18 protein-coding genes and 1 pseudogene are annotated in these 21,232 nt (G+C 58.8%); 14 read left to right on the forward strand and 5 right to left on the reverse strand.

The annotated features are described in order from the left end of the window. Window positions 1–157: 157 nt before the first annotated feature. Window positions 158–2,131 carry an APC family permease gene (locus ACQQCD_RS02355; RefSeq protein WP_430266794.1) on the reverse strand — a complete coding sequence of 658 codons (1,974 nt, stop codon included), beginning with the start codon at window positions 2,129–2,131 and terminating at the stop codon, window positions 158–160. Window positions 2,132–2,350: 219 nt separating this feature from the next. Then, window positions 2,351–2,554, reverse strand: a complete 204-nt coding sequence (locus ACQQCD_RS02360; RefSeq protein ID WP_430266795.1) for a hypothetical protein — start codon at window positions 2,552–2,554, stop codon at window positions 2,351–2,353. 22 nt (window positions 2,555–2,576) lie between these two features. Between ACQQCD_RS02360 and ACQQCD_RS02365 the strand changes: the two genes are divergently transcribed. From ACQQCD_RS02365 to ACQQCD_RS02410, 10 genes are all read left to right on the forward strand, one after another. After that, on the forward strand, window positions 2,577–3,122 hold the full coding sequence (locus tag ACQQCD_RS02365; protein ID WP_430266796.1) for a hypothetical protein: 546 nt from the start codon (window positions 2,577–2,579) through the stop codon (window positions 3,120–3,122). A 229-nt stretch (window positions 3,123–3,351) separates the two neighbouring features. After that, the gene (gene speB / locus ACQQCD_RS02370; protein ID WP_430267023.1) at window positions 3,352–4,380 is read left to right on the forward strand and encodes an agmatinase; all 1,029 of its coding nucleotides are present in this window, start codon (window positions 3,352–3,354) and stop codon (window positions 4,378–4,380) included. Beyond that, the gene (locus ACQQCD_RS02375) at window positions 4,377–6,026 is read left to right on the forward strand and encodes a thiamine pyrophosphate-binding protein (RefSeq protein ID WP_430266797.1); all 1,650 of its coding nucleotides are present in this window, start codon (window positions 4,377–4,379) and stop codon (window positions 6,024–6,026) included. Before speB ends, ACQQCD_RS02375 begins: the two co-directional genes overlap by 4 nt. A 271-nt stretch (window positions 6,027–6,297) precedes the next feature. Continuing rightward, window positions 6,298–6,795, forward strand: coding sequence for a MarR family winged helix-turn-helix transcriptional regulator (locus tag ACQQCD_RS02380; RefSeq protein ID WP_430266798.1), 498 nt, complete (start codon window positions 6,298–6,300; stop codon window positions 6,793–6,795). Beyond that, complete coding sequence (locus tag ACQQCD_RS02385; protein ID WP_430266799.1) at window positions 6,788–8,896, forward strand: MDR family MFS transporter; 2,109 nt, start codon at window positions 6,788–6,790, stop codon at window positions 8,894–8,896. The genes ACQQCD_RS02380 and ACQQCD_RS02385 overlap by 8 nt, the downstream gene beginning before the upstream one ends. Window positions 8,897–9,077: 181 nt before the next feature. Then, complete coding sequence (locus ACQQCD_RS02390; RefSeq protein ID WP_430266800.1) at window positions 9,078–10,811, forward strand: ABC transporter ATP-binding protein; 1,734 nt, start codon at window positions 9,078–9,080, stop codon at window positions 10,809–10,811. A gap of 119 nt (window positions 10,812–10,930) precedes the next feature. After that, window positions 10,931–12,862, forward strand: a complete 1,932-nt coding sequence (locus ACQQCD_RS02395) for an ABC transporter ATP-binding protein (RefSeq protein ID WP_430267024.1) — start codon at window positions 10,931–10,933, stop codon at window positions 12,860–12,862. 57 nt (window positions 12,863–12,919) lie between these two features. Then, window positions 12,920–13,678 carry a copper homeostasis protein CutC gene (locus ACQQCD_RS02400; RefSeq protein WP_430266801.1) on the forward strand — a complete coding sequence of 253 codons (759 nt, stop codon included), beginning with the start codon at window positions 12,920–12,922 and terminating at the stop codon, window positions 13,676–13,678. A 7-nt stretch (window positions 13,679–13,685) separates the two neighbouring features. Then, complete coding sequence (locus tag ACQQCD_RS02405) at window positions 13,686–15,731, forward strand: DUF5107 domain-containing protein (protein WP_430266802.1); 2,046 nt, start codon at window positions 13,686–13,688, stop codon at window positions 15,729–15,731. A 148-nt stretch (window positions 15,732–15,879) separates the two neighbouring features. Further along, on the forward strand, window positions 15,880–16,116 hold the full coding sequence (locus ACQQCD_RS02410; protein ID WP_430266803.1) for a PLDc N-terminal domain-containing protein: 237 nt from the start codon (window positions 15,880–15,882) through the stop codon (window positions 16,114–16,116). A 178-nt stretch (window positions 16,117–16,294) separates the two neighbouring features. On the opposite strand, the gene ACQQCD_RS02415 is transcribed toward ACQQCD_RS02410, so the two are convergent. Together ACQQCD_RS02415 and ACQQCD_RS02420 are read right to left on the reverse strand one after the other, a co-directional pair. Then, window positions 16,295–16,993, reverse strand: a complete 699-nt coding sequence (locus ACQQCD_RS02415; RefSeq protein ID WP_430266804.1) for a transglycosylase family protein — start codon at window positions 16,991–16,993, stop codon at window positions 16,295–16,297. 368 nt (window positions 16,994–17,361) lie between these two features. Beyond that, the gene (locus ACQQCD_RS02420) at window positions 17,362–17,751 is read right to left on the reverse strand and encodes a DUF1622 domain-containing protein (protein WP_430266805.1); all 390 of its coding nucleotides are present in this window, start codon (window positions 17,749–17,751) and stop codon (window positions 17,362–17,364) included. Window positions 17,752–17,816: 65 nt separating this feature from the next. Between ACQQCD_RS02420 and ACQQCD_RS02425 the strand changes: the two genes are divergently transcribed. Next, the gene (locus ACQQCD_RS02425) at window positions 17,817–18,287 is read left to right on the forward strand and encodes an SRPBCC family protein (RefSeq protein WP_430266806.1); all 471 of its coding nucleotides are present in this window, start codon (window positions 17,817–17,819) and stop codon (window positions 18,285–18,287) included. Here ACQQCD_RS02425 and ACQQCD_RS02430 read toward each other — a convergent pair. After that, window positions 18,284–18,469, reverse strand: a pseudogene (locus ACQQCD_RS02430) (ArsR family transcriptional regulator); the annotation flags it as partial. The gene ACQQCD_RS02425 and the pseudogene ACQQCD_RS02430 overlap by 4 nt on opposite strands. 132 nt (window positions 18,470–18,601) lie before the next feature. On the opposite strand from ACQQCD_RS02430, the gene ACQQCD_RS02435 reads away from it, so the two are divergent. From ACQQCD_RS02435 to ACQQCD_RS02445, 3 genes are all read left to right on the forward strand, one after another. Further along, window positions 18,602–19,384 (forward strand): HpcH/HpaI aldolase family protein, encoded by a 783-nt coding sequence (locus ACQQCD_RS02435; RefSeq protein ID WP_430266807.1) that lies wholly within the window; start codon window positions 18,602–18,604, stop codon window positions 19,382–19,384. Window positions 19,385–19,952: 568 nt separating this feature from the next. Then, the gene (locus ACQQCD_RS02440; RefSeq protein ID WP_430266808.1) at window positions 19,953–20,357 is read left to right on the forward strand and encodes a DUF4383 domain-containing protein; all 405 of its coding nucleotides are present in this window, start codon (window positions 19,953–19,955) and stop codon (window positions 20,355–20,357) included. A 2-nt stretch (window positions 20,358–20,359) separates the two neighbouring features. Further along, complete coding sequence (locus ACQQCD_RS02445) at window positions 20,360–21,073, forward strand: hypothetical protein (RefSeq protein WP_430266809.1); 714 nt, start codon at window positions 20,360–20,362, stop codon at window positions 21,071–21,073. The last annotated feature ends 159 nt before the right edge of the window (window positions 21,074–21,232 follow it).

Consider the following 21,232-nt stretch of genomic DNA (forward strand, 5'->3'; position numbering starts at 1 on the left):
GTTTTCCCAGATTCCTTGGCCTTCCAGCCCAGTTGCTCGGGAAAATCTTGATGCGCTCGCCGCAGGATCCCCGGAATGTGGGGGTTTTGTGGGGCCGGCGTGGGCGGGAAGGCGAGTAACTGGGCTGGAAGACCTAGCAAGGGAGCGCGAAGCCGCCCTAGCCGACGTGCACCCAGGGGCGGCGGGTGATATCGGGTTCCGCTTCGCGCAGCACTTCCCGAGTTACGGGGGCAATTTCGCCGTCGCCGAAGAGCAAAAAGCGGCTCAGATTGGCGATGGGATTTCCCTCGGTCCAACGGAAGTAGATGTGTGGCATCAATCCGGTGACGTCGCGAATATGCAGCAGGACAGCGGCCACAGTGTTGGGCACGTTGTTGCTGTGGACTTCCAAGATTCGGTAGCCGTGGCGGGTCACGCCGGTAACCATCAGCTCTTGTTCAAAGTCAGAGCTGTCATCAACTATCACTTCGATGAAAATTGCGTCGCAGTCCACGGGAAGGTGGTTAGCGAGTCTGGCGTGGTCCAGTTTTTCCTTGTACCGGGCGTCTGAATTTTGCGAAGGCTCATGCGCAATGATCCGGACAGGAGCGTCGTCTTCGTCGGACACAAATTCCAAGGCGGTGCGGTCCAGCTTGACCAGTGTTGCGCGCAGTTCAAAGGAGCGTCGGATTCGCGAGGCAAAGCTCAGTACCATAATCGCCACAATAAACAGTGCAGCAATCTTCAAACCGTCTGGCCGCTCGATTGAGTTGAGCACGGTGGTGTAGAGGAACACCACCGACACCACACCAAATCCGATCATGGCCAAGCGCTGCTTTTTCCGCCGGGCGGACAGCGTTACGGCGATCGAAGCTGAGGTCATAAGCACCAGAACCCCGGTGGCGTAGGCGCCACCTTGGGCGTTGACGTCGGCCTGGAAAATGATGGTGATCAGGAACGCCACAAAGGTGAACACCAGCACCAGGGGCCGGACTGCGCGGGTCCAGGCAGGTGCCATTCCGTAGCGCGGCAAGTAGCGGGGGACCAAATTGAGTAGCCCGGCCATGGCGGAGGCCCCGGCAAACCAGAGGATGGCTACGGTGCTGAGGTCGTATACGGTTCCGAATCCGTCGCCGAGGAACTGGTGCGCCAAGTAGGCCAGTGCGCGGCCCTCAGCTTTGCCACCGGGCTGGAATTCTTCCGCGGGGATGAGCACAACTGTTGCAAAGGAGGAGGTGATCAAGAACGTGCTCATGATCAGTGCCGCCGTTGTTAGGAGTTTTTTGGCTCCACGAATCCGGCCCGCGGGATTCTCTTCGGTATCACTGGGGTGGCCTTTGATTTGGGGCATCACTGCCACGCCAGTCTCGAACCCGGACAGGCCCAAAGCGAGTTTGGGGAACACGAGTAACGCGATGCCCACCATCAGTAGCGGGTTGCCGTGTTGGGTGTTCAGGGCTGCCCACCAGTCGTTCACCTTGTGTGCTTCGGTGAACAGGTGAACCACGGAGACGCCGATCACTACCGTGTTGAGCAGGAGGAACGCTGCCACGAGTACTACTGCAACGTTGATCGCTTCCTTAAAGCCACGCAAAAATACGACGCCGAGTCCAGCCACCAGCGCGAGGGTGATCACAACTTGTTGGCCTTGTAGGAACTCCGGGGCAAAGGGGTTTTCGATCACGTGGGCTGTGGCGTCGGCAGCGGAGAGGGTAATGGTGATCATAAAGTCAGTGGCCGCGAAGCCGAGGAGCGCGAGGACAAAAAGTTTGCCACCCCAGCGGGGGAGGAGCCTTTCCAACATGGCGATTGAGCCTTCGCCGCGAGGGCTTTCGCTGGCTACCCGGCGGTAGACGGGGAGTGCGCCGAGAAGTGTGACTGCAACCAGAACCATGGTGGCTAAGGGGGAGAGCAGACCGGCAGCGAGGGCTGCGATGGCCGGCTGGTAACCGAGCGTGGAGAAGTAGTCCAAGCCGGTCAGGCACATCACTTTCCACCAAGTCTGGGGCTTTTCCACGTGCTCGGGTTTGCCGTGTGGGCCTTGACCCTTCCGTCCGGAATCGGGGAGTCCTTCAAGGAGCCAATTGCGGAAGCGGAGTTTTTTGTCTCCGTACTGGGAAGGGTCGGCTGGTGGGCGGGTCAGGGTGGTCACGAGGGTTCTTTCGAGTGCGTGAGTGTTGCTTACTACTTGGAGCGTAGGCCCAGTTCACGCGCAGAATCCCCGGTTTTTATGGAACCTTTACGCGCAGTTATTCCGTTGGGTTCCGCAAGGCTGAAAAGATTTTTTCAAGCCGATGTAAAAATCGCGGTGCGTCAGACAACTAAGAGGGTGACGGGGCAGAGGCGCCTCGGCATCCACAAAGCACGATGTTCAGGATTGGGGAATCACCATGCATGCTTCAGGATTCACAAAGGCGGGGCTGACCAAGACAGGATTCACCAAGGCCGCGGCGGGGGCCGCATTGGTGTTGGCGCTGGCAGCTACCACAGCTTGTTCGCAGACACCGGTTGCGGGGTCTGCGGCCACGGGGGCGGCGCGTTCGACGGCGAAGGTCGCCGCTGACTCCTCGCTCACCTTAACTTCACTCACTCAAAACGTGGCAAGCGCAGCTCAGAAACCCACGGCACCTGCGTTGAAGACGTATACCTTCCCGGATGGTCATATTTCCTTTGCCTTCCCGGCGAATTGGCAGGTCCGGGCGGAACTTGGTCCAACGATTCCTGGTGGTCCGCTTGATTGTTATCAGGCGGTGTTGACTGATCAGCGGGGCAAGGAGATGGCGTTTATGGTCAGCGGTTTTTATGGGGACGGGGCTGCCGGTCCGGTTGATCGCCACGTTTTTGATTCTGCACCGGTCCCGGGCTTGGCGGACTTTGGCGGGGAACCTAGTTTTGGTTTTGTGCGTGACACCGTCCCAGGTGCGGGAGAGAACCTCTTGATGGACATTCGCCCGGCCGCTGAATTTCAGGACGGTAGCACTAGTGGCGGCAGTGGTCAGCTGGTACTGCCCAATGGTGTGGGAATCTTCCGCGCCAATGTAAAGGCCTCCGGGTTGTCATCCGACGGCGCGGTCAAGGCGTGGATGCGCAGCTCCGATTACGCGCAGCTCAAGGCGATGTTGTTGAGCGTAAGTTACCGGTAAAACTGCCAGTTCATAACGACGGCGAGTGGTCACGATTGGGGGGACCACTCGCCGTCGTTTTTTGTGCGGGCATTGAGGAAACGGTTGTGCGGGCCCACGGGAAGCTGAACGCGTAAACTTTTGGTGCACATTTGAAAACAAGAGCTGTATGATGGCAATCACAACCGACTGTGGTCGACGCTTTGATCCCACAGCACACGCGAAAGCAAACGCGAAGGAGAAGCGTTCCTTGGAAGAGCTACGCATCGAGACCAACGGCAACCTTGGTCCCATCGATTCAGCCCGGATCCCACGCTATGCGGGAGCAGCAACCTATGCTCGCTTGCCCCGCTTGGATCAGGTCACAAAAGCCGACGTCACAGTGGTGGGCGTGCCCTTTGACTCAGGTGTTTCATACCGCCCCGGCGCCCGATTCGGCGCCAACCACGTCCGCGAAGCCAGCCGTCTGCTGCGCCCCTACAACCCCGCGTGGGACGTGAGCCCCTTCGAAAACATTCAGGTGGCCGACGCCGGAGACATGGCCGTCAATCCGTTTAACATCAACGAGGCCATCGAAACCATCCAGCAAAACGCCCTAGACCTCACCGCGAGCGGCAGCAAGCTGCTAACCCTCGGTGGCGACCACACCATCGCGCTTCCTTTGCTCCGCGCAGCTGCAGAACGCGCCGGTGCCCCCGTGGCCATGCTGCACTTTGACGCGCACCTGGACACCTGGGACACCTACTTCGGTGCCGAATACACCCACGGAACCCCGTTCCGCCGTGCCGTAGAAGAAGGCATCCTGGACACCGAAGCCATTAGCCACATTGGTACCCGCGGTCCGCTGTACGGCAAAAAAGACCTCGACGATGATCACCGCTTCGGCTTCGGAATTGTCACCTCAGCAGATGTCTACTACCAAGGCGTGCTGGAAACCGTTGCGAAGGTCCGTGACCGAATTGGCAACCGTCCGCTCTACATCTCCGTGGACATTGACGTCCTTGACCCCGCGCACGCGCCCGGCACGGGAACTCCTGAAGCTGGCGGGATCACCAGCCGTGAACTCCTCGAAATCATCCGTGGCTTCCGCGGCATGAACTTGGTGGGCGCGGACGTGGTGGAAGTTTCCCCCGCCTATGACCACGCCGATATCACTGGTGTTGCTGCGAGCCACGTGGCCTACGAGCTAGTAACCCTCATGGCGGATAACGCTGTGGAAGGGGACCGTCACGGAACCCCCAACGGCTATGCGGCACAGGCTTTGGGTGGTGCCAAGTGAGCGATCAGCGTAACGGCGGCGATCTCGTCGTCGAAACTCTCGAAGCCCTTGGTGCCAAAACCGTTTTTGGTATCCCAGGCCAGCACGCCCTAGGTCTTTTTGACGCTATGGGCCGCGGAAATCTGCACTTCGTTTCAAGCCGGGTGGAAAACAATTCGGCGTTCGCCGCGGACGGTTATGCCCGTGCCACCGGCGAAGTGGGCGTCTTGTTCCTCTCCACTGGCCCCGGTGCACTCACTTCTTTGGCCGGTTTGCAGGAAGCATACGCCACGGGTGTTCCCATGGTGGTTATTGCCAGCCAGATCCCGCTCGAGGGCCTCGGCGCTCGCCGTAAGGGAATGTTGCATCAGCTTGATGATCAAAAGGCTTCGGCGGCGAACGTCACCAAAAGCCAGCGGCTCATCCAGCACGCCTCCGGTATTCCGTCCGCCATCCAAGATGCGTGGACTGAAGCGATCTCCTCCCCGCAGGGACCGGTGTGGATTGAGGTCCCGCAGAACGTTTTGTTGGATCCGATTATGGTCCCGCCCGTGGAAGATGCGCTCGCTGAAGCTGCCGACAACCCGCCCCGCATCGAGCTGGTCCGCGAGGCAGTGAAGTGGCTAGCTGAGGCCAAGCGCCCGGCGATCATTGCCGGTGGTGGAACCCGCCGCGGCCGTGCCGAGGCGTCACTGTTAAAGCTTGCCGAGAAGCTGGACGCCCCGGTTATTTGTACCCCCGGCGGCAATGGCGCGTTCCCGTGGAACCACAAACTTTCGCTGCAGTCATGGGTGGAGGACCGCCACATGACTGACTTGCTAGAAGACGCTGACGTCCTGGTGGTGATTGGTTCCTCGCTCGGTGAGGTCACCTCGAACTACTTCACCTTTGAGCCGCGCGGCCGGATTATTCAGATCGACGCCGAGCCCCGGGTGTTGGAATCCAACCGCCCCGGTTTGGGCATCCGTGCCGACGCTGGCCAGGCGCTATCCGCTTTGCTTGAAGCGCTCGACGGCGTGGAACCGGCCACCGCGGACTGGCACGGCCAAAGCGCCCAAGACTTGGTAGCTGACTCGCTCAAGCTGGTGAACGAGCGCCTAGAATCTCAGGACCTTGCCAAGGAACTGAAGTTTATGGCGGATATTCGCGAGGCTGTTCCGGCGGATATGCAGACCTTCTGGGATATGACCATCTCGGCCTATTGGGCTTGGAGCTGCTGGGACGCCCGTGAGGGTGAGTTCCACTCGGCCCAGGGTGCTGGCGGTTTGGGCTTTGGCTTCCCGTCCGCCATTGGTGGTTCGGTGGGCTTGGAGACTACGGGGAAGCCTTCGCGAGTCTTGGCGGTTTCCGGTGACGGCTCGGCCATGTATTCCATCTCCGAGTTGGCCACGGCTAAGCAGCACAATGTACCGGTCACTTGGCTGATTGTGGACGACGGCGGTTACGGCATCTTGCGCGAATACATGGTGGGTGCCTTTGGGCAGGCAACGGCCACTGAGCTAGCCCGCCCCGACTTCGTCAAACTTGCTGAATCCTTTGGTGTCCCGGCCGTCCGGGTGGCCCCGGAGGATGTTGGCCAGGCGCTCAAGGACGGTTTTGCAGCGGATGGCCCTAACGTCGTCGTAGTTGAAACCCTGCTCAAGATGTTCGCACCCACGCACCTCTAGATTCGTATCAATTTCAGCCCTCCGGAACTTCCCCAGCGGAAGTCCGGAGGGCTTTTTTGTGTGCACCGCAGCTCAGTTTTCAGGGCCAGTCCTTCGGAACCGTGGTGAAAATCCCCTGAATTCCGGGGCGGAGGATTTTTGGGGATCGTGAAAGTTGAGCTGCCGTGCACACTGTCCGGAGACTTGCGCTCTGTGAGGATTAACACTTTGTTTCCCTAGGCAACTATTTTGAGATATGGTTACTTATAGCAACTAACTCATTGAGGGGAACATGTCCGTCGCACCAGCCACCGCAGCCGAGCTCGTCAATCAGATCTTTGATCTTCAGCGCGCCCTGCGTTGCGTCACCATGGAAAACGCCAAGGGGCAAGAAGCCGGTTTGGCACTTCAAGGTGTCCTGAAGTTTATTGGCGAGGGCCAGACGCGCGCTACGCACTTGGCCGAGCGGTTGGGTGTGAGTGCTCCAGTTCTGAGCCGGCACATCGCCGAGCTGGAGGACATGGGACTAGTCATTCGCACCCCAGATCCGGCCGACGGCCGCGCCCAATTGCTCCGACTCTCACCTAAAGGCGAGCAAAAACTTGCCTACCTGGTGGAGCGTCGCGCAGCAGCACTGGCCTCCTACCTCGCGGACTGGAACGAGGACGACGCCGCGTCAACCGGCGCCATGATCAGCAAACTTACCGCCTCACTCCGGAAGTCCATTAAGGACCGTGAGTCAGGCACCACACACGAATCCAACACCTTGCAGGAGTCCATCAATGGCTAGCGTCATCGCCACCGCGCAACACGAGCGCGAACGCACCGGTGCCAAAGAATCGCGGCAATCAAAACGCCACGAACCCGGAGCGCCCATGTCCCACCGGCAGATTATGGAAGCCCTCACCGGGCTCCTTGCCGCATTCTTCACTGCCATCCTCAGCAGCACCATCGTGGCCAACGCGCTGCCAACGATTATGTCCGAGCTCAAGGGAACCCAGACGGACTTCGCTTGGGTTATTACTGCCGCCCTCTTGGCCAACGCGGCCACAACCCCCATTTGGGGCAAGCTCGCTGACCTGTTCGACAAAAAAGTTCTGGTCCAGCTGAGCATTGTGATTTTTGTGGGCGGCTCGGTGATGGCCGGGTTCTCCGAGAGCATCCCGTTCCTGCTGACCGCACGTGTGATCCAGGGTGTGGCCATGGGTGGTCTGACCGCTTTGGCTCAGGCAATCATCGGTTCCATCATCCCGCCGCGTGAGCGCGGCAAGTACTCGGGCTACATGGGTGCTGTGATGGCTGTTGGTACCGCCGGCGGCCCGCTTTTGGGCGGCTTTATTGTGGACAGCTCCCTAGGCTGGCGCTGGACGTTCTTTGTGTGTGTCCCGCTGGCTGTAGTGGCTTTGATCCTGCTGCAGATCACCTTGAAGATTCCGCACGTGAAGCGCCCGGCCAAGATTGACTGGTTGGGGGCACTCCTTTTGACCAGTGGCGTGAGCATTTTGCTGATCTGGGTTTCCTTCGCAGGCAAAGCCGATTATTACGACTGGTGGTCTTGGCAGTCAGCAGTCATGGTTGGTGGCGGCGTTTTGCTGCTTGCCCTGCTGGTCTTGGTTGAATCCAAGGTCTCAGCGCCAATCATCCCGCTCAAAATCATCTCTGAGCGCACCACCGCTTTGGCTATTATCGCTTCGATCGCCGTGGGTGTGGCAATGTTCGCTTCCTCGAGCTATTTGGGCCAGTACTTCCAAGTGGCCCGTGGTGCCACGCCTACTGAGGCAGGTCTGCTGACCTTGCCCATGATCGCCGGAAACTTGATTGGTTCGGTTTTCTCCGGCCAATTGATTAGTAAGTACGGCAAGTGGAAGCGATTCCTGATTGCCGGAACTCTCTTTTTGATGGGTGGTCTGGGTCTTGCTGGAACCATCGATCACACCACTGAGCTGTGGCTGGTGGGCATCTACACCTTTGTGTTTGGTCTGGGGTTGGGCATGCTCATGCAGAACCTGGTGTTGGCTGTGCAGAACACGGTTCAAGCCAAGGACATCGGATCCGCCAGTGGTTCCGTAGCGTTCTTCCGCTCCTTCGGTGGCGCGATTGGTGTGTCAGTTTTGGGTGCCGTGATGTCGAATCAGGTCAAGGATTTGGCTACTGACGGCTTGGCCAAGCTGGGGATTCACAACACTGGCGGCGCTGGCTCAACATTGGACATGAAGGACTTGCCTGCGCCCGTTGCCGAGGTGATGCGTAGTGCTTACGGTGACGCCACAGCGTTGATTTTTACGATCACTGCGATCATTACCGTCGTTGCTCTTATTGCCGTGCTCTTTATCAAGGAGAAGCCACTGCGCCGGACGGTGGACATTACACCGGAGGGCTCGTTGGAGGCCAACTCGGCTGCTGAAGCTGGAATGGTTTCACCCACGGAGAACCTGTCTACCGGTCAGTTCCCCGCAGTGGGGAACGCTAGTGGCTTTGATTCTGCTGCTGACTTGGACTCTGATCCCTTCGACCGGGACTTTGCCCGCAGCTTCGCTGACTTGCCCACTCAGGGTGGTTCCGGCGTCGAACTTTTGGCCCCTGCCGCAACCAAGGAACCGGCTGGTTCCGCTGCTGCGAGCGAGGCATTGGTTCGTAGCGTTCAGCAGACCCAGGAGTTGCTGGCCCGCCAGCAACTGCAGTTGAGCAATCTGATGACCGAGGTTCAGAACCAGTTGCGCGTTCAGCGCGAAGTTGCAGCTCAGCAGGAAGCGACGGCCGCCGAGCTGAGCCGGGTCAAGCGCAAGCTGGCTAAGGAGCGCAAGGTTCAGCAGGCTGCGGCTTTGTACCTAACCAGCAATGGCAAGCACTCCCTGCGTGCTGAGGATGTGCCGCACACGCCAGTTGACTAGTGTGCGTGAATAACTAAAAAGCATTCAGTGCCCGACGGCGGATCGCACCGCTGCCGGGCACTGTTGCGTTTGCGGACAGCTACCGTTTGAGGACAGCCACGCACCGCGCAGGCTCATTCGTACGGATGATTGTGCGGGAAAAACGTATCCAGTGTCGGCGGGTGACATTAGAGTAATTCCTATGCTCCTCACTCTCATCCGGGGCTACAGCAGGCCTTATGCCGGATTTATTGCCGCCGTTATTATTTTCCAATTGGCATCCACCATTGCAGCCCTGTACCTTCCCAGCTTGAACGCTGAAATTATTGACAAAGGTGTTTCCAGAGGAGACACAGATTTTATTTGGCGCACAGGCGGTGTGATGCTTCTGGTGGCGTTCGCCCAAGTAGCTTGCGCCATTGCCGGAGTGTACTTTGGGTCCCGGACTGCCATGACGGTTGGGCGGGATTTGCGCCGCGGCGTCTTCCGGAAGGTCACAAGTTTTTCGGCGAAGGACGTCAGCGTTTTTGGCGCCCCAACGCTGATCACCCGTGGCACTAACGATGTCCAACAAGTGCAAATGCTGGTTTTGATGGGCCTGAACTTTATGGTCTCCACACCGATTATGTGCATCGGTGGCATCATCATGGCGCTTCGCGAGGACCTCAGTTTGTCCTGGTTGGTATGGGTCTCCGTGCCGGTACTGGTGGCCGTGGTGGGTTACCTTGTGGTTCGATTGATGCCGCTTTTCCGGGCTATGCAGACCAAAATTGACCGAATCAACGGGGTGCTGCGGGAGCAGATTATTGGTATCCGAGTGGTACGTGCTTTTGTTCGGGAACCCTATGAGACCAAGCGGTTTGCCGCGGCCAACAAGGATCTGACAGATGTCTCGCTGAAGATCGGTTCGCTGTTTGTCCTGATGTTCCCGGCTATCGGGATGATCCTGCACCTGTCCACTGCTGCTGTTCTGTGGTTTGGCGGTCATCGAGTGGATGAAGGACAGATGGCTGTTGGTTCGCTGACAGCGTTTTTGCAGTACCTGCTCCAAATCCTGATGGCAGTGATGATGGGGACCTTTATGGCCATGATGATCCCACGCGCATCCGTGTGTGCGGACCGAATTGGTGAGGTACTGGACGTGGAGCCTTCCATTCATGATCCCGAACAGCCGGTTACTCCGGCCCAGTTGAAGGGGGTGGTGGAATACCGCAACGTCACCTTTGCGTACCCGGGTGCGGAGGAGCCTGTGTTGAGCAACGTGAGTTTCACGGCCAAACCGGGGGAGACGGTGGCGATTATTGGTGCCACCGGGGCCGGGAAGAGCACACTAATTTCGCTGCTACCTCGGCTTTACGATGTTGCCGAGGGCGAGGTGCTGCTGGACGGTGTTCCAGTAAATCAGCTGGATCGTGCGGAGATCACCAAGCGAGTGGCACTCGTGCCGCAGCGGCCATATTTGTTCTCGGGCACCATCGCCCACAACCTGCGTTTTGGTAAAACCGAGGCAACGGATGAGGAGCTGTGGGCGGCTCTCAAAGTGGCACAGGGTGAGAGTTTTGTCCGGGAAAAGAAGGATGGTCTGGCCTCACGCGTTTCTCAGGGCGGGACGAATGTGTCCGGTGGCCAACGGCAGCGCCTGTGTATAGCTAGGGCACTAGTGACGCAGCCCAAGGTCTACATTTTTGATGATTCATTCTCCGCCTTGGATGTGGCGACGGATCAGCGTTTGCGAGCTGCTTTGAAGCACAACACCGCGGATGCCACCACCATCATTGTGGCCCAGAGAATCTCTACCATCACAGAGGCGGATCAGATCCTGGTGTTAGATAAGGGCAAAATCGTAGATCGCGGCACGCACCAAGAGCTATTGGCTTCCTCCCCAACGTACCAAGAAATTGTTGAGTCCCAGATGAGTGTGGAGGAAGCAGCATGAGCGGGGAAAAGAAGGACGCCGTGACCTCCGTAGATCCTGAAGCAACCACCAGCCCGGCTGTCCCCTCCGAGGAGGACTTCGAAGAGGAAGAGTACAAACCCACAGAGGCCGACGGCGGCATGTTCGGGGATGTTCCGGCCAAAAAGGCCAAGAACTTCTGGCCCTCTGCCAAGCGATTGATGGGTCTGCTCAAGCCTGAGGCCATGGGGATTTACCTGGTGGTGGGCTTAGTGGTGGTTTCGGTGGTGCTCAACGTGATTGCCCCGAAGATTCTGGGCCAAGCCATGGACGTCATCTTTGGCGGTGTGATTGGAAAGCAATTGCCAGCCGATGCCTCCAAGGACCAAGTGGTTGAAGGGCTACGGGCTCAAGGCAATAACAACTTCGCGGACATGCTGGCCAAGATGGACCTTGTTCCTGGTGCTGGGATTGACTTCCAGAAGCTCACCATGCTGATTTCCATCGTGTTGGTGATGTACTTTGTGGCCAACATCTTCTTGTGGCTGCAAGGCTACGTGCTGAACCGGATTGTGATGAAAGTGATTCGGGAACTGCGCGATCGGACCGAGGAAAAACTTAATCGCTTGCCGCTGAACTACTTTGATACCCGCCAGCGCGGTGACGTGCTTTCTCGGGTAACTAACGACGTCGACAACGTTCAGCAGGGACTCCAACAGGCCTTCGCGCAATTGGTGAGCTCGGTTCTGACGGTCATTGGTATTGCCATCATGATGTTTATTGTGTCCTGGCAACTCGCTCTGATTGCCCTCATTGCCCTGCCGCTTTCGGGCGTTGCTGCGGGGATTATTGGAGCACGCAGCCAGAAGCTCTTCGCAGCCCAGTGGAAGAACACCGGTGATCTCAACGGCCAGATTGAGGAGTCTTTCTCCGGCCACGATCTGGTGCGTGTGTTTGGCCGCGATGAAGACATGTTTAAGAACTTCGAAGAGAAGAATGAGTCGCTCTACAAGGCTAGCTTTGGTGCGCAGTTTGTCTCCGGAATGATCTTCCCGGTGATGCAGTTCATCTCCTACCTCTCTTATGTGGGAATCGCCGTGGTGGGTGGATTGCGGGTTGCTTCTGGCTCCATGTCCTTGGGTGACGCCACGGCCTTTATTCAGTACTCGCGCGAGTTCAGCCAGCCTCTAGGCCAGATGGCCGGAATGGCTAACATGCTCCAATCAGGTGTGGCTTCAGCTGAGAGAGTCTTTGAGTTCTTGGATGCTGATGAGCAAGATCCGGAGACCGTCACAGAGAAGTTGCCGGCTAAGACTGACGGGCATGTGGAATTCCAGAACGTCTCCTTCAGCTACAGCCCTGACAAGCCGTTGATCGAGAACCTGTCCTTCAACGCCGAGCCCGGTCACACGGTGGCCATTGTGGGGCCAACCGGTGCCGGTAAAACCACCTTGGTGAATCTAGTGATGCGGTTTTATGAACTGAATTCTGGGGCAATCACTCTGGACGGTGTGGACGTCACTCACCTCAGCCGAGCCGAGCTGCGTTCCAAAGTGGGCATGGTGTTGCAAGACGCTTGGCTTTTTGGCGGGACGATTTACGACAACATCAAGTACGGCCAGCTGGACGCCACCGAGGCTGAGGTGATGGCTGCAGCTGAGGCAACCTTCGTTGACCGTTTTGTGCGGGCCTTGCCGGATGGTTACAACACCATCATTGATGAAGAAGGCAACAACGTCTCCGCTGGTGAAAAGCAGTTGATCACCATTGCTCGGGCCTTTGTGGCTAACCCGTCGTTGTTGATTTTGGATGAGGCCACCAGCTCGGTGGATACGCGTACAGAGTTGTTGGTTCAAAAAGCCATGGCGGCCTTGCGCACTGACAGGACCAGCTTTGTGATTGCGCACCGGCTTTCCACCATTCGCGATGCTGACACCATTTTGGTCATGGAGAACGGCAAGATTGTGGAGCAGGGCAACCACACGGTTCTTTTGGCCGCGAAGGGCGCCTACTACCGGCTCTACATGTCCCAATTCGCTGGGGCTGATGTTGAGGACGAGGTTGTGGACGACTCCACCGCAGTCCGCAGCTAAGCTCTTGACCTATCCGGCGTGGCTGTATTCAACAGGCGTGCCGGATAGGCTTGGTACATGAAGCTTGAAATTGCCGTTATCGGGGCCGAAGGTGCACGCATCGCGGCTGAGGGCGGAGCTGATCGAATCGAACTGTGCACGGTGCTCGAACGTGGCGGGATCACGCCGTCGGCCGGGCTAATGGAAGCAGCCCTCGAAGAAGTAGGCACCCGTACGGAAGTACACCCCTTGGTGCGCTGCCGGCCGGGAGACTTTTTGTATTCGGCTGACGATGTCCGCACTATGGAGCGCGAGGCTCGCCTACTTGCGAGCCAGGGCGCTCACGGTTTGGTGATTGGTGCACTGGCGCCGAGCGGGTTCTTGGATGTGAAATCAGTGCAAGCTATCGCCGATGCTGGGCGGTCAGTGAACCCGAACATTGAACTGACGTTTCACCGGGCCATTGACCAGTCACCAGATGCTTTGGCTGCTGTGGAAACACTCATTGACTTGGGCTTTACCAGGGTATTGAGTTCTGGACATGCCGCTAAGGCCGGCGACGGTGTCGGCACACATGAGCGGATGGTGCGTCGGGCTGCAGGGCGGCTGCAAATTATGGCTGGCGGTGGGCTGGAGGTCGCCGACATTCCCTTGATGCACCGGGCTGGTGTTGACGCAGTTCACTTGTCAGCGAAACGGATTTCCTCCACATTGCGGAACTCGGCGTTGTCCTTGGGCACCGCGGACGGGGAGGACCCCACGGCTTATATGCTCACCGATCCAAAAGTTGTCCGGGCGGCACGCGCCGCCGTGGACGCCGCAGGGTCCGTAAGGTAATACGGCCGTGGCGAGCAACGGAAACGTCACTTTTACCAGTGTCTCTTTGCGGATCCCGGACGCGGGTGACGCAAATCCGTTGCCGCCTGTGCAAGCTGCTTTGGCTCAGCCATACCGGATCGGAACCGGTGTGCCGGCGCAGTTGAGGGAGGCCACCGAGTACGGGCGGGTGGCAAATATTTACCCGTATTCTGTGCAGAGCGGGTATAGCCGGGAACTTCACACCCGTGACGTGCCCGCCGTCGTTCTTGAAAATAAGTACTTGCGTGCGGTGGTTTTGCCAACCCTGGGCGGACGCTTGTGGGAGCTGTTCCACAAGCCCAGCGGCAAACACTTGCTGCACACCGGAGATACGGTTCAGTTCGCTAATTTGGCCCTCCGTAATTGCTGGTTTGCCGGTGGGATCGAATGGAACATCGGCACCCGCGGCCATTCTCCGAGCACGTGTCAGACGCTACATACCGCGATCGTTGAGTTGCCAGATGGCCGGAACGTGCTGCGAATGTGGGAATTTGAGCGGCTGCGTGAAGTGGTTTTTCAAGTGGAATTGTGGCTGCCTGAGGACTCGGAAGTGTTGCTCTCTGCTGTCCGAATTCAGAACCCGAACGGCCACAACGTGCCCATGTATTGGTGGAGCAACGCAGCGGTTCCGCAGACCGCAAGCACCCGGGTGATCGCCCCGGCCGTTGAGGCCTACGGCAGTGACTACAGCACTGATATAAAACGTGTGACGCCTACCAAGATGGACTTTGGGGACGCCACGTGGCCGCAGAACAGCCCACACGCCGCGGACTATTTCTTTGACATTGCGCCCGGGCGCCGGCACTGGATTACCGCGGTTGATCACGACGGCGACGGGCTGGCAATGCTTTCAACTGGCCGTTTGAGGGGCAAAAAGTTGTTCGTTTGGGGGCAGGGTTCCGGCGGTCAACGGTGGCAGGAATGGCTTAGCCCAAGTGGCGGCCAGTATGCGGAGATTCAGGCAGGGTTGGCGCAAACACAATTTGAGCACCTGTCCTTGCCCGCGCACAGTTCGTGGTCCTGGGTGGAGGCCTTTGGGAACGCTGCGCTGGAATCTGTGCCCGCGCATTCGGCGGATTGGAACCAAGCGGTGGAGCACGCAAGTGCGCGGCTTGAAACGCTGATGCCCAGTGCCTCGATGGAAGCTGCGTTGGCCCAAGCGGAAGCTGGCTTTGACACGGCCCCCACGCACATGTTGCTGCGCGGTAATGCCTGGGGTGCGCTTGAACGCGAACGGCGGGCCGAGGCTTCCGGCGGCCGGGCCTGGGTGAACGAATCCGGTACACCGTTTGGTGACGTGGATGCTGATGACGAGGCGGCTCCATGGTTGCAGCTCTTGCGTAGTTCCCGTGAAGTTGCTTCCCCGGAGTTGGATGCCCACGAGCCAAGATTTACTGGGGCGGCAAGTTTTGTTTGCGGCAGCGATTGGGAAGAGCTGTTGTTGGCGGAAGGTAGTGCTGAGGCAATGTTCCATGTGGCAATAATTCGCCACGCCCGGCAGGAATTGGACACTACGGTTCAGATAAACAGTGCAGTTCAGATACACAGCGCAGTGCAGGCCTACGGTGCGGCATTGGAATTGAAGGAGTTGTCCCGGCGCTCTCAGGCCTTGGCGTTGCGCGGCAGGGGAGTGGCGTTACTGGGTCTGGCCGCTCAGGATCCGGAAGGAGCGGCAGCGGCGGAACGCATAGCGGAAGGTTTAGCTCAGCTCGAGGCTGCGTGCACGGTGGAGCCAGAAAATGCCTCGTTGCTTGTTGAGGCGATGACACTGAGCATTCGTCACCTCCGGCCCGAGGTGGCTTTGGCACTTTCTGAACGGGCGCCGTCGGACCTTAGCGGGACCGGGCGGCCCAAGTTCCTTCAAGCACTTGCCTTGGCGCGCCTTGGCCAAGCGGCCAAGGCGGCTCAGATTCTTCGCGACGGCGTTCAGATCCCGGACTTGCGGGAAGGCGAAGACGCAATCTCGGAGCTGTGGGAAGAAGTTTGCCCCCAGGTGCCCGTTCCGGCCGAGTACCGCTTCGCCATGCAGTAACTAAAACCGCAACAACTCAGATGCTCCCGCCCAGTGACGTTGCCGTAGGCTGAGTTCAGCCGCCGGGCCTGGCGCTACGGTCAGCTGCTCCTATGCCATCCCGGTCACAAACCAGCCGTAAAACGCACCATCAATGGAAGGAATTGCCATGAGGTCACGGAGCAAAAAGAAGGCGTGGAAAGATCTGAACGCGCTGCAACGAGCCGGCGTTGTGGTGATGGGAGGCGCGCAAATCGCTTTGTTTGTTGCCGCTCAAAAGGACATTAGCCAGCGCAGCGATGCCGAAATCCAGGGCAACCGTTGGGCGTGGCGGGCCGCCTGCCTGATCAACTTTGTGGGCCCAGTGAGCTACTTCCTCTTCGGCCGCCGGCCCAATAAGCGCTGACGTTCCCAATAAGCGCTGACGTTAACGCTTCGGGGAAACGGCAGCTTAAACAGCAACACCCCGCAGCTGACCGGAAGGGGAAAACGGTCAACCACGGGGCGTGCCTGGTGATGCAGGCGAGGCAGTTCTCACTGCCTCGCCGAGCCTCAAAGGCCAAGCCTAAAAGGCTGTGCGGAAATTACTCTGCGGGGAGCTGCAGAACCTGACCAGCGAAGACCAGGTTGGGATCGCTGATGGTGTCTGCGTTAGCGTCGGCAAGGAGCTGCCAGCCGCCCTTGATCTCAAGCTTGTCGGCAACCTTGGACAGGGTGTCGCCAGCCTTGAGTGTGTAGGTCTTTCCGCTGAGCGGAACCTGGGCTACGTGCTTAGCGGCCTGAGCCGGTGCAGCCTGAACTGCGGACTGGGCGGGAGCCACAGCCTGAGCCGGTGCAGCAGCCTGCTGAACCGGTGCACTCTGTACTGGTGCGCTCTGTACTGGTGCACTCTGTACGGTGGTGGTGGAAGCAGGTGCGGTGCCAGCGGCAGGAGCTGCGCCACTAATTCCCAGCTGGGCGGTGCAGGAAGGCCATGCGCCCCAGCCCTGTGCTGCCTGAACCTTGGTTGCTACAGCGATCTGCTGCTCGCGGCTTGCGTCAGCGGCGTTACCCGTTCCACCGTAGGCGGCCCATGTTTCCGGGCTGAACTGGAGTCCACCGGAGTAACCGTTGCCGGTGTTGATGGACCAGTTTCCACCACTTTCACACTGGGCGATCTGGTCCCAAGTGTTGGTGGGGGTTGCGGCGTTGGCGGCAGTTCCTGCCAGTCCTACGCCTGCGGTTGCGACTGCGGCTACAGCAAGTGAGCGGCGTGCGGCAGTGCGGAGAGTTGTCTTCTTCATCTAAAAAATGCTCCGAAAGGCCACCTGCGCTCGGTCCGTCCCCGGACGTCATTGCGCCACTGCCCGCCTCTGACAAATTGAGGTCATGTTTACGGTTTCCGCCGGCCGGGCAGTATCTGGTGGTGGCGGAACCTGGCATATGTCACTACCGGCTGCCGGCCCGTGATTTCACGAGTCCGGCCCGTTCGGCAGCTTTGTGTTTCCCGCTTTGCGGGTATCCATCAACGGTAAGGGAGGTCGCCGTCGTTATCAAATCGAGACAATGGGCGGTGGGTGCGGTTCGGCGTCAGGACGGGCCCGACGTCGGCGTGTCACCGGACGCCCGGGAGTGTCGCCGTCGGTGTGGGCTGGAAGGCCTCGGGAAAAGCTTAAGAGTTCGACGACGGCGGGTTGGCTGGCGCTTTTTGCCACGGCCAGCGGCCGGTGATTTCCAGCTCGAGGGAGAAACTGAGGAACGTCCGGATGAGCACAATGATGGCCAGGACGCCGACGCTTTCGAAGGTGGGGGTGACGGCGACGGTACGGATGATGTCCGCGGCAACCAACAGTTCAAGGCCAAGCAGGATGGAGCGGCCCAGGAGCTGGCGGTAGAGGCGGTAGAAGCCGAGTGGGCTAGAACCGGGGGTGGCTGCGAGCCTGCCGGGACGGTAACCGCGCAGGGCCATGGGGATGGAAACGATCGCTCCGAGGACCATTACCGCCACACCGGCGAAGTCCACCAAGCGCCCCACGGTCTCGATAAGGTGCTGAAAGTCCATGCCTGCCTCCACCTGGTTGGTTGTTCCCCATCGATCTTAGGGCGGGGTGAGCTTATGATGGGCGCATGTCTACGTTCGAAGTGAGCCGCAGCAAGCTAATTCCCGCCTCTGCTGAGGTCATTTTTCCTTTGGTGAACAGCTTTTATGAGTGGAGCAAGTGGTCGCCGTGGGAGAAGGTGGACCCGGAGATGCGCCGCGAATTTTCAGGCACGAATGTTGGTGTGGGTGCCAAGTATGCGTGGAGTGGGAACCGTAAAGCCGGCAGCGGGACCATGGAAATTGTGGAGTCTACTGAGCCGACCACAATCCGGATCCGGCTGGAATTTACCAAGCCCTTTAGGGCCGTGAATCCCACAACTTTTACCTTTGAACCTGCAGACGGCGGGACTAAAGTCACGTGGCGAATGACGGGGGAGAACAAGGGATTCTCAGCGTTGTTCGCCAAGCTGATCAACATGGACAAGTTGGTGGGCGGCGATTTTGAGCGCGGACTTGCTGACCTTGCCCTCGCAGCTAAGGATGCTAGCGGCGCTTAGCCGTACATTAGCGAACCGGGAGTCGTGAGCTTCTCACCGGTTTCGAGCCAGGTTTTTAGCCCCGAGAGGATCATGGACCAACCGCCGTAGAGCTGGTTATTTGCGTCCGCGCGCAATTCGCTGTGGGTGAGGACCAAGTGGCAGGAATCGCCCACGGGGGTAATGTCCCACGTGATTTTGGTGTAGAACTCCTAGATCATTTCCATGAGACGTTCCAATCTGGATGCGGGGCGAGCCAGTTGTTTCCACACCGTTTGCTGCCTAAGGCTAGCTGGCTGTGTCGCTTTTGGTGGGGCACTGGTTGAATGGCAGCTATGACTTCCCCGCTGGCGCTTGAGTTTGCTCGAAAGATCCGTGCACGCGAACAGGTGGTGGGGTACTGGGTGGTGTTGGATGCACCAGCGGCCACCGAGCGGATTGCCCGGCTGGGGTATGACTATGTTGCCCTCGATGCTCAGCACGGATTGTTGGATTATTCGGGCATTGTCCACGGCCTGATGGCTATCGACGCCGGCGCTGCGGCTCTGGGCATGGTGCGGGTTGAAGCGAATAACCTCACAGCTATTGGCAAAGCGCTCGACGCCGGGGCCGTGGGTGTGATTGTGCCGCTGATCAATACGGCTGAGGATGCCGCCACGGCTGTGGCTGCGGCAAAGTATCCGCCGTTGGGTGGGCGGTCTTATGGCCCGGTGCGGTCAGCCCTGCGGATCGGCCCAGTCCCGGCTGAAGCGAACGCTGCCACTCTGGTTTTTGCGATGATCGAGACCCCGGATGGCTTGGCGAACGTTGAGGAAATCTGTGCCACTCCCGGTTTGGACGGAATCTATGTGGGTCCATCGGACCTGGCGATCGCGGTGGGTGGGGCGTTCCCCGGAGACCCTGCGGTGGAGGCTGTGTTCAACGAGGCTCTGGCCCGGATTGCCGCCGCTGCAAAGGCTGCGGGTATTGCCGCCGGCATTCACACACTGTCCGGTGAGGTAGCCGCGAAGCGCTTGAGCCAGGGGTACACGTTCACCTCCGTGGCCTCCGATTTGGCGCACCTTGAGCAGGCCGCCAAGGAGCATTTGGAGAAGGCACGGGGTGACGGCGGAGTCTAAGTCCTGCCGTAGCCGCACCCGGTGCCGCCGCAGCAGACTTTAGTGCCACGGTATTTAGCGCCACAGTACTTAGTGCCCCAGCAGTCTTTAGTGCCCCAGTGATCTGGGACGACGGCGTTACCCGCCCGCCGTCGTCGGGCAAACAAAAACACTGAGCATCCCGCCGATGCGCACTAGCAGATGCGAAGTAATGGTCCGGTGACAGTGACAGTGACAGTGACAGTGACGGTGACAGTGTCTGCGTAGCGTACGGATCTACAGCCCGGCAACCACACAGCACCTTTGACGCTCACGTTTTGCTGCCCTTCCTGCCCACTTGCTGACCTTCCCGCCCAAACTCTGCGGCCCTAAACCCTGGAATCTAGGGGATTTTTTGCGGCGGTGGTACGGAAATCTCCGAGGAACTGGGCTGGACGGCCAAGTGCACCATTCAAGGAGGGTGGGAAACACTCAAGAAAAACACCAATCCATTCCGAGCGCGGTTACGAATGTCTTTTGCGAGGTCCTTCCGGATCACGTGAGTCGATGCGGACCAGGTACTCCGCACTACGGAAAAGGATTAAACGTCATGCGCACTTCACCCAACCGCTTGCTGGCGACCATCTTCGGCGCCGTCTACCTGTTGGTGGGCGTTCTCGGATTTTTTGTCACGAGTGGAATCGGATTTTTTGCCACAGAAGGCCGGAACCTGATCATTTTTGAGGTCAACCCGCTGCACAACATCATCCACTTGGCGATCGGCGGTGCTCTGCTTTTTGCAGGAATGACCTCCGTTGCCGTTGCTAAATCTGTTAACACCACCGTGGGTGCCGTCTACTTGCTGGTTGGAATTGTTGGTCTGTTCCTGACCTCCTCCGCGTTGAACATCATTGCGCTCAACGGGGCGGACAACGTTCTCCACTTGGCTAGCGCACTCCTGCTCTTGGCGGTGGGTCTCTCTCAGGACCGGGCCGTAGCAGCTCGCACAGCCTAGAGATGACTACCTTCCACGCTGCCGGTGCAATGGCTGGCACGGCAAAGCCACTGGCAAACGCCTCTAAAGACCAGGACTCCTCCGGAACCCGTGAATCTTCAGAGAACCGCGGCGAGCTGACCGGCATGTATGTAGGCCTCGCTGCTGTGGGTGTGGCTTCTTTGGGGTTTGCCGCAGCCTCGAGTCTTGCTGCCGGCGCCGTCCGTGCGGACGGTCCGGCGGCGTGGTGGGGGTGGACCGCGGCGATACTGGCCTCAGTTTGGGCGGTAGCCGCCGGGATTTATTCGGTAGCCGTTTTTCGCAGCGGCCGCCTTCCCCAAATTGTGCCGGCCCTCCGGTTATTGGTATTTGCTGCTGTTGTTCACTTGGCAACACTTGTTGTTTGCGTCTGGGGAGTGGCCGATGGGTCACGGCACTTAGACATAACAGTGGGTTCGCTGCTGGTTCTGGAACTTTCGCTGTTGGCCGTGATCGGTTGGCAACGTAATAGGACCTTTCGGCTATCGCGTGAATCCAATAATGGCCGAAATCGACCTGCGTTTGTGGTGCGTGGAGTGATGTTCGTGGCGTCAATTGTGGTGGCATCTGTAACCACTGTTGGCTTGGCGGCATCTACCGCTGGGGAATTCGCAGTCCCGCACGGCGAGCACGGCACCAGCGGGGAACACGGCACCAGCAATCTTGAACGGCTAAACAATTCTGGTCACCATCACTAAATCAAACAAATCTAATCGCGCAGCTAATCCGATTAAAGTTTTTTGAATCTTTCCAATCCACACCAGCCGTTGTTCCGAATTACTTTCTGACAGCCCGAACAGCCCCCGAAACTATTACTTATGAATCGGTGGCAAGGGAAGCCCGCGGAGACCTTCCGC

Source organism: Pseudarthrobacter sp. J1763 (assembly GCF_050490295.1).
Classification (GTDB): Bacteria; Actinomycetota; Actinomycetes; order Actinomycetales; family Micrococcaceae; genus JBNPEO01.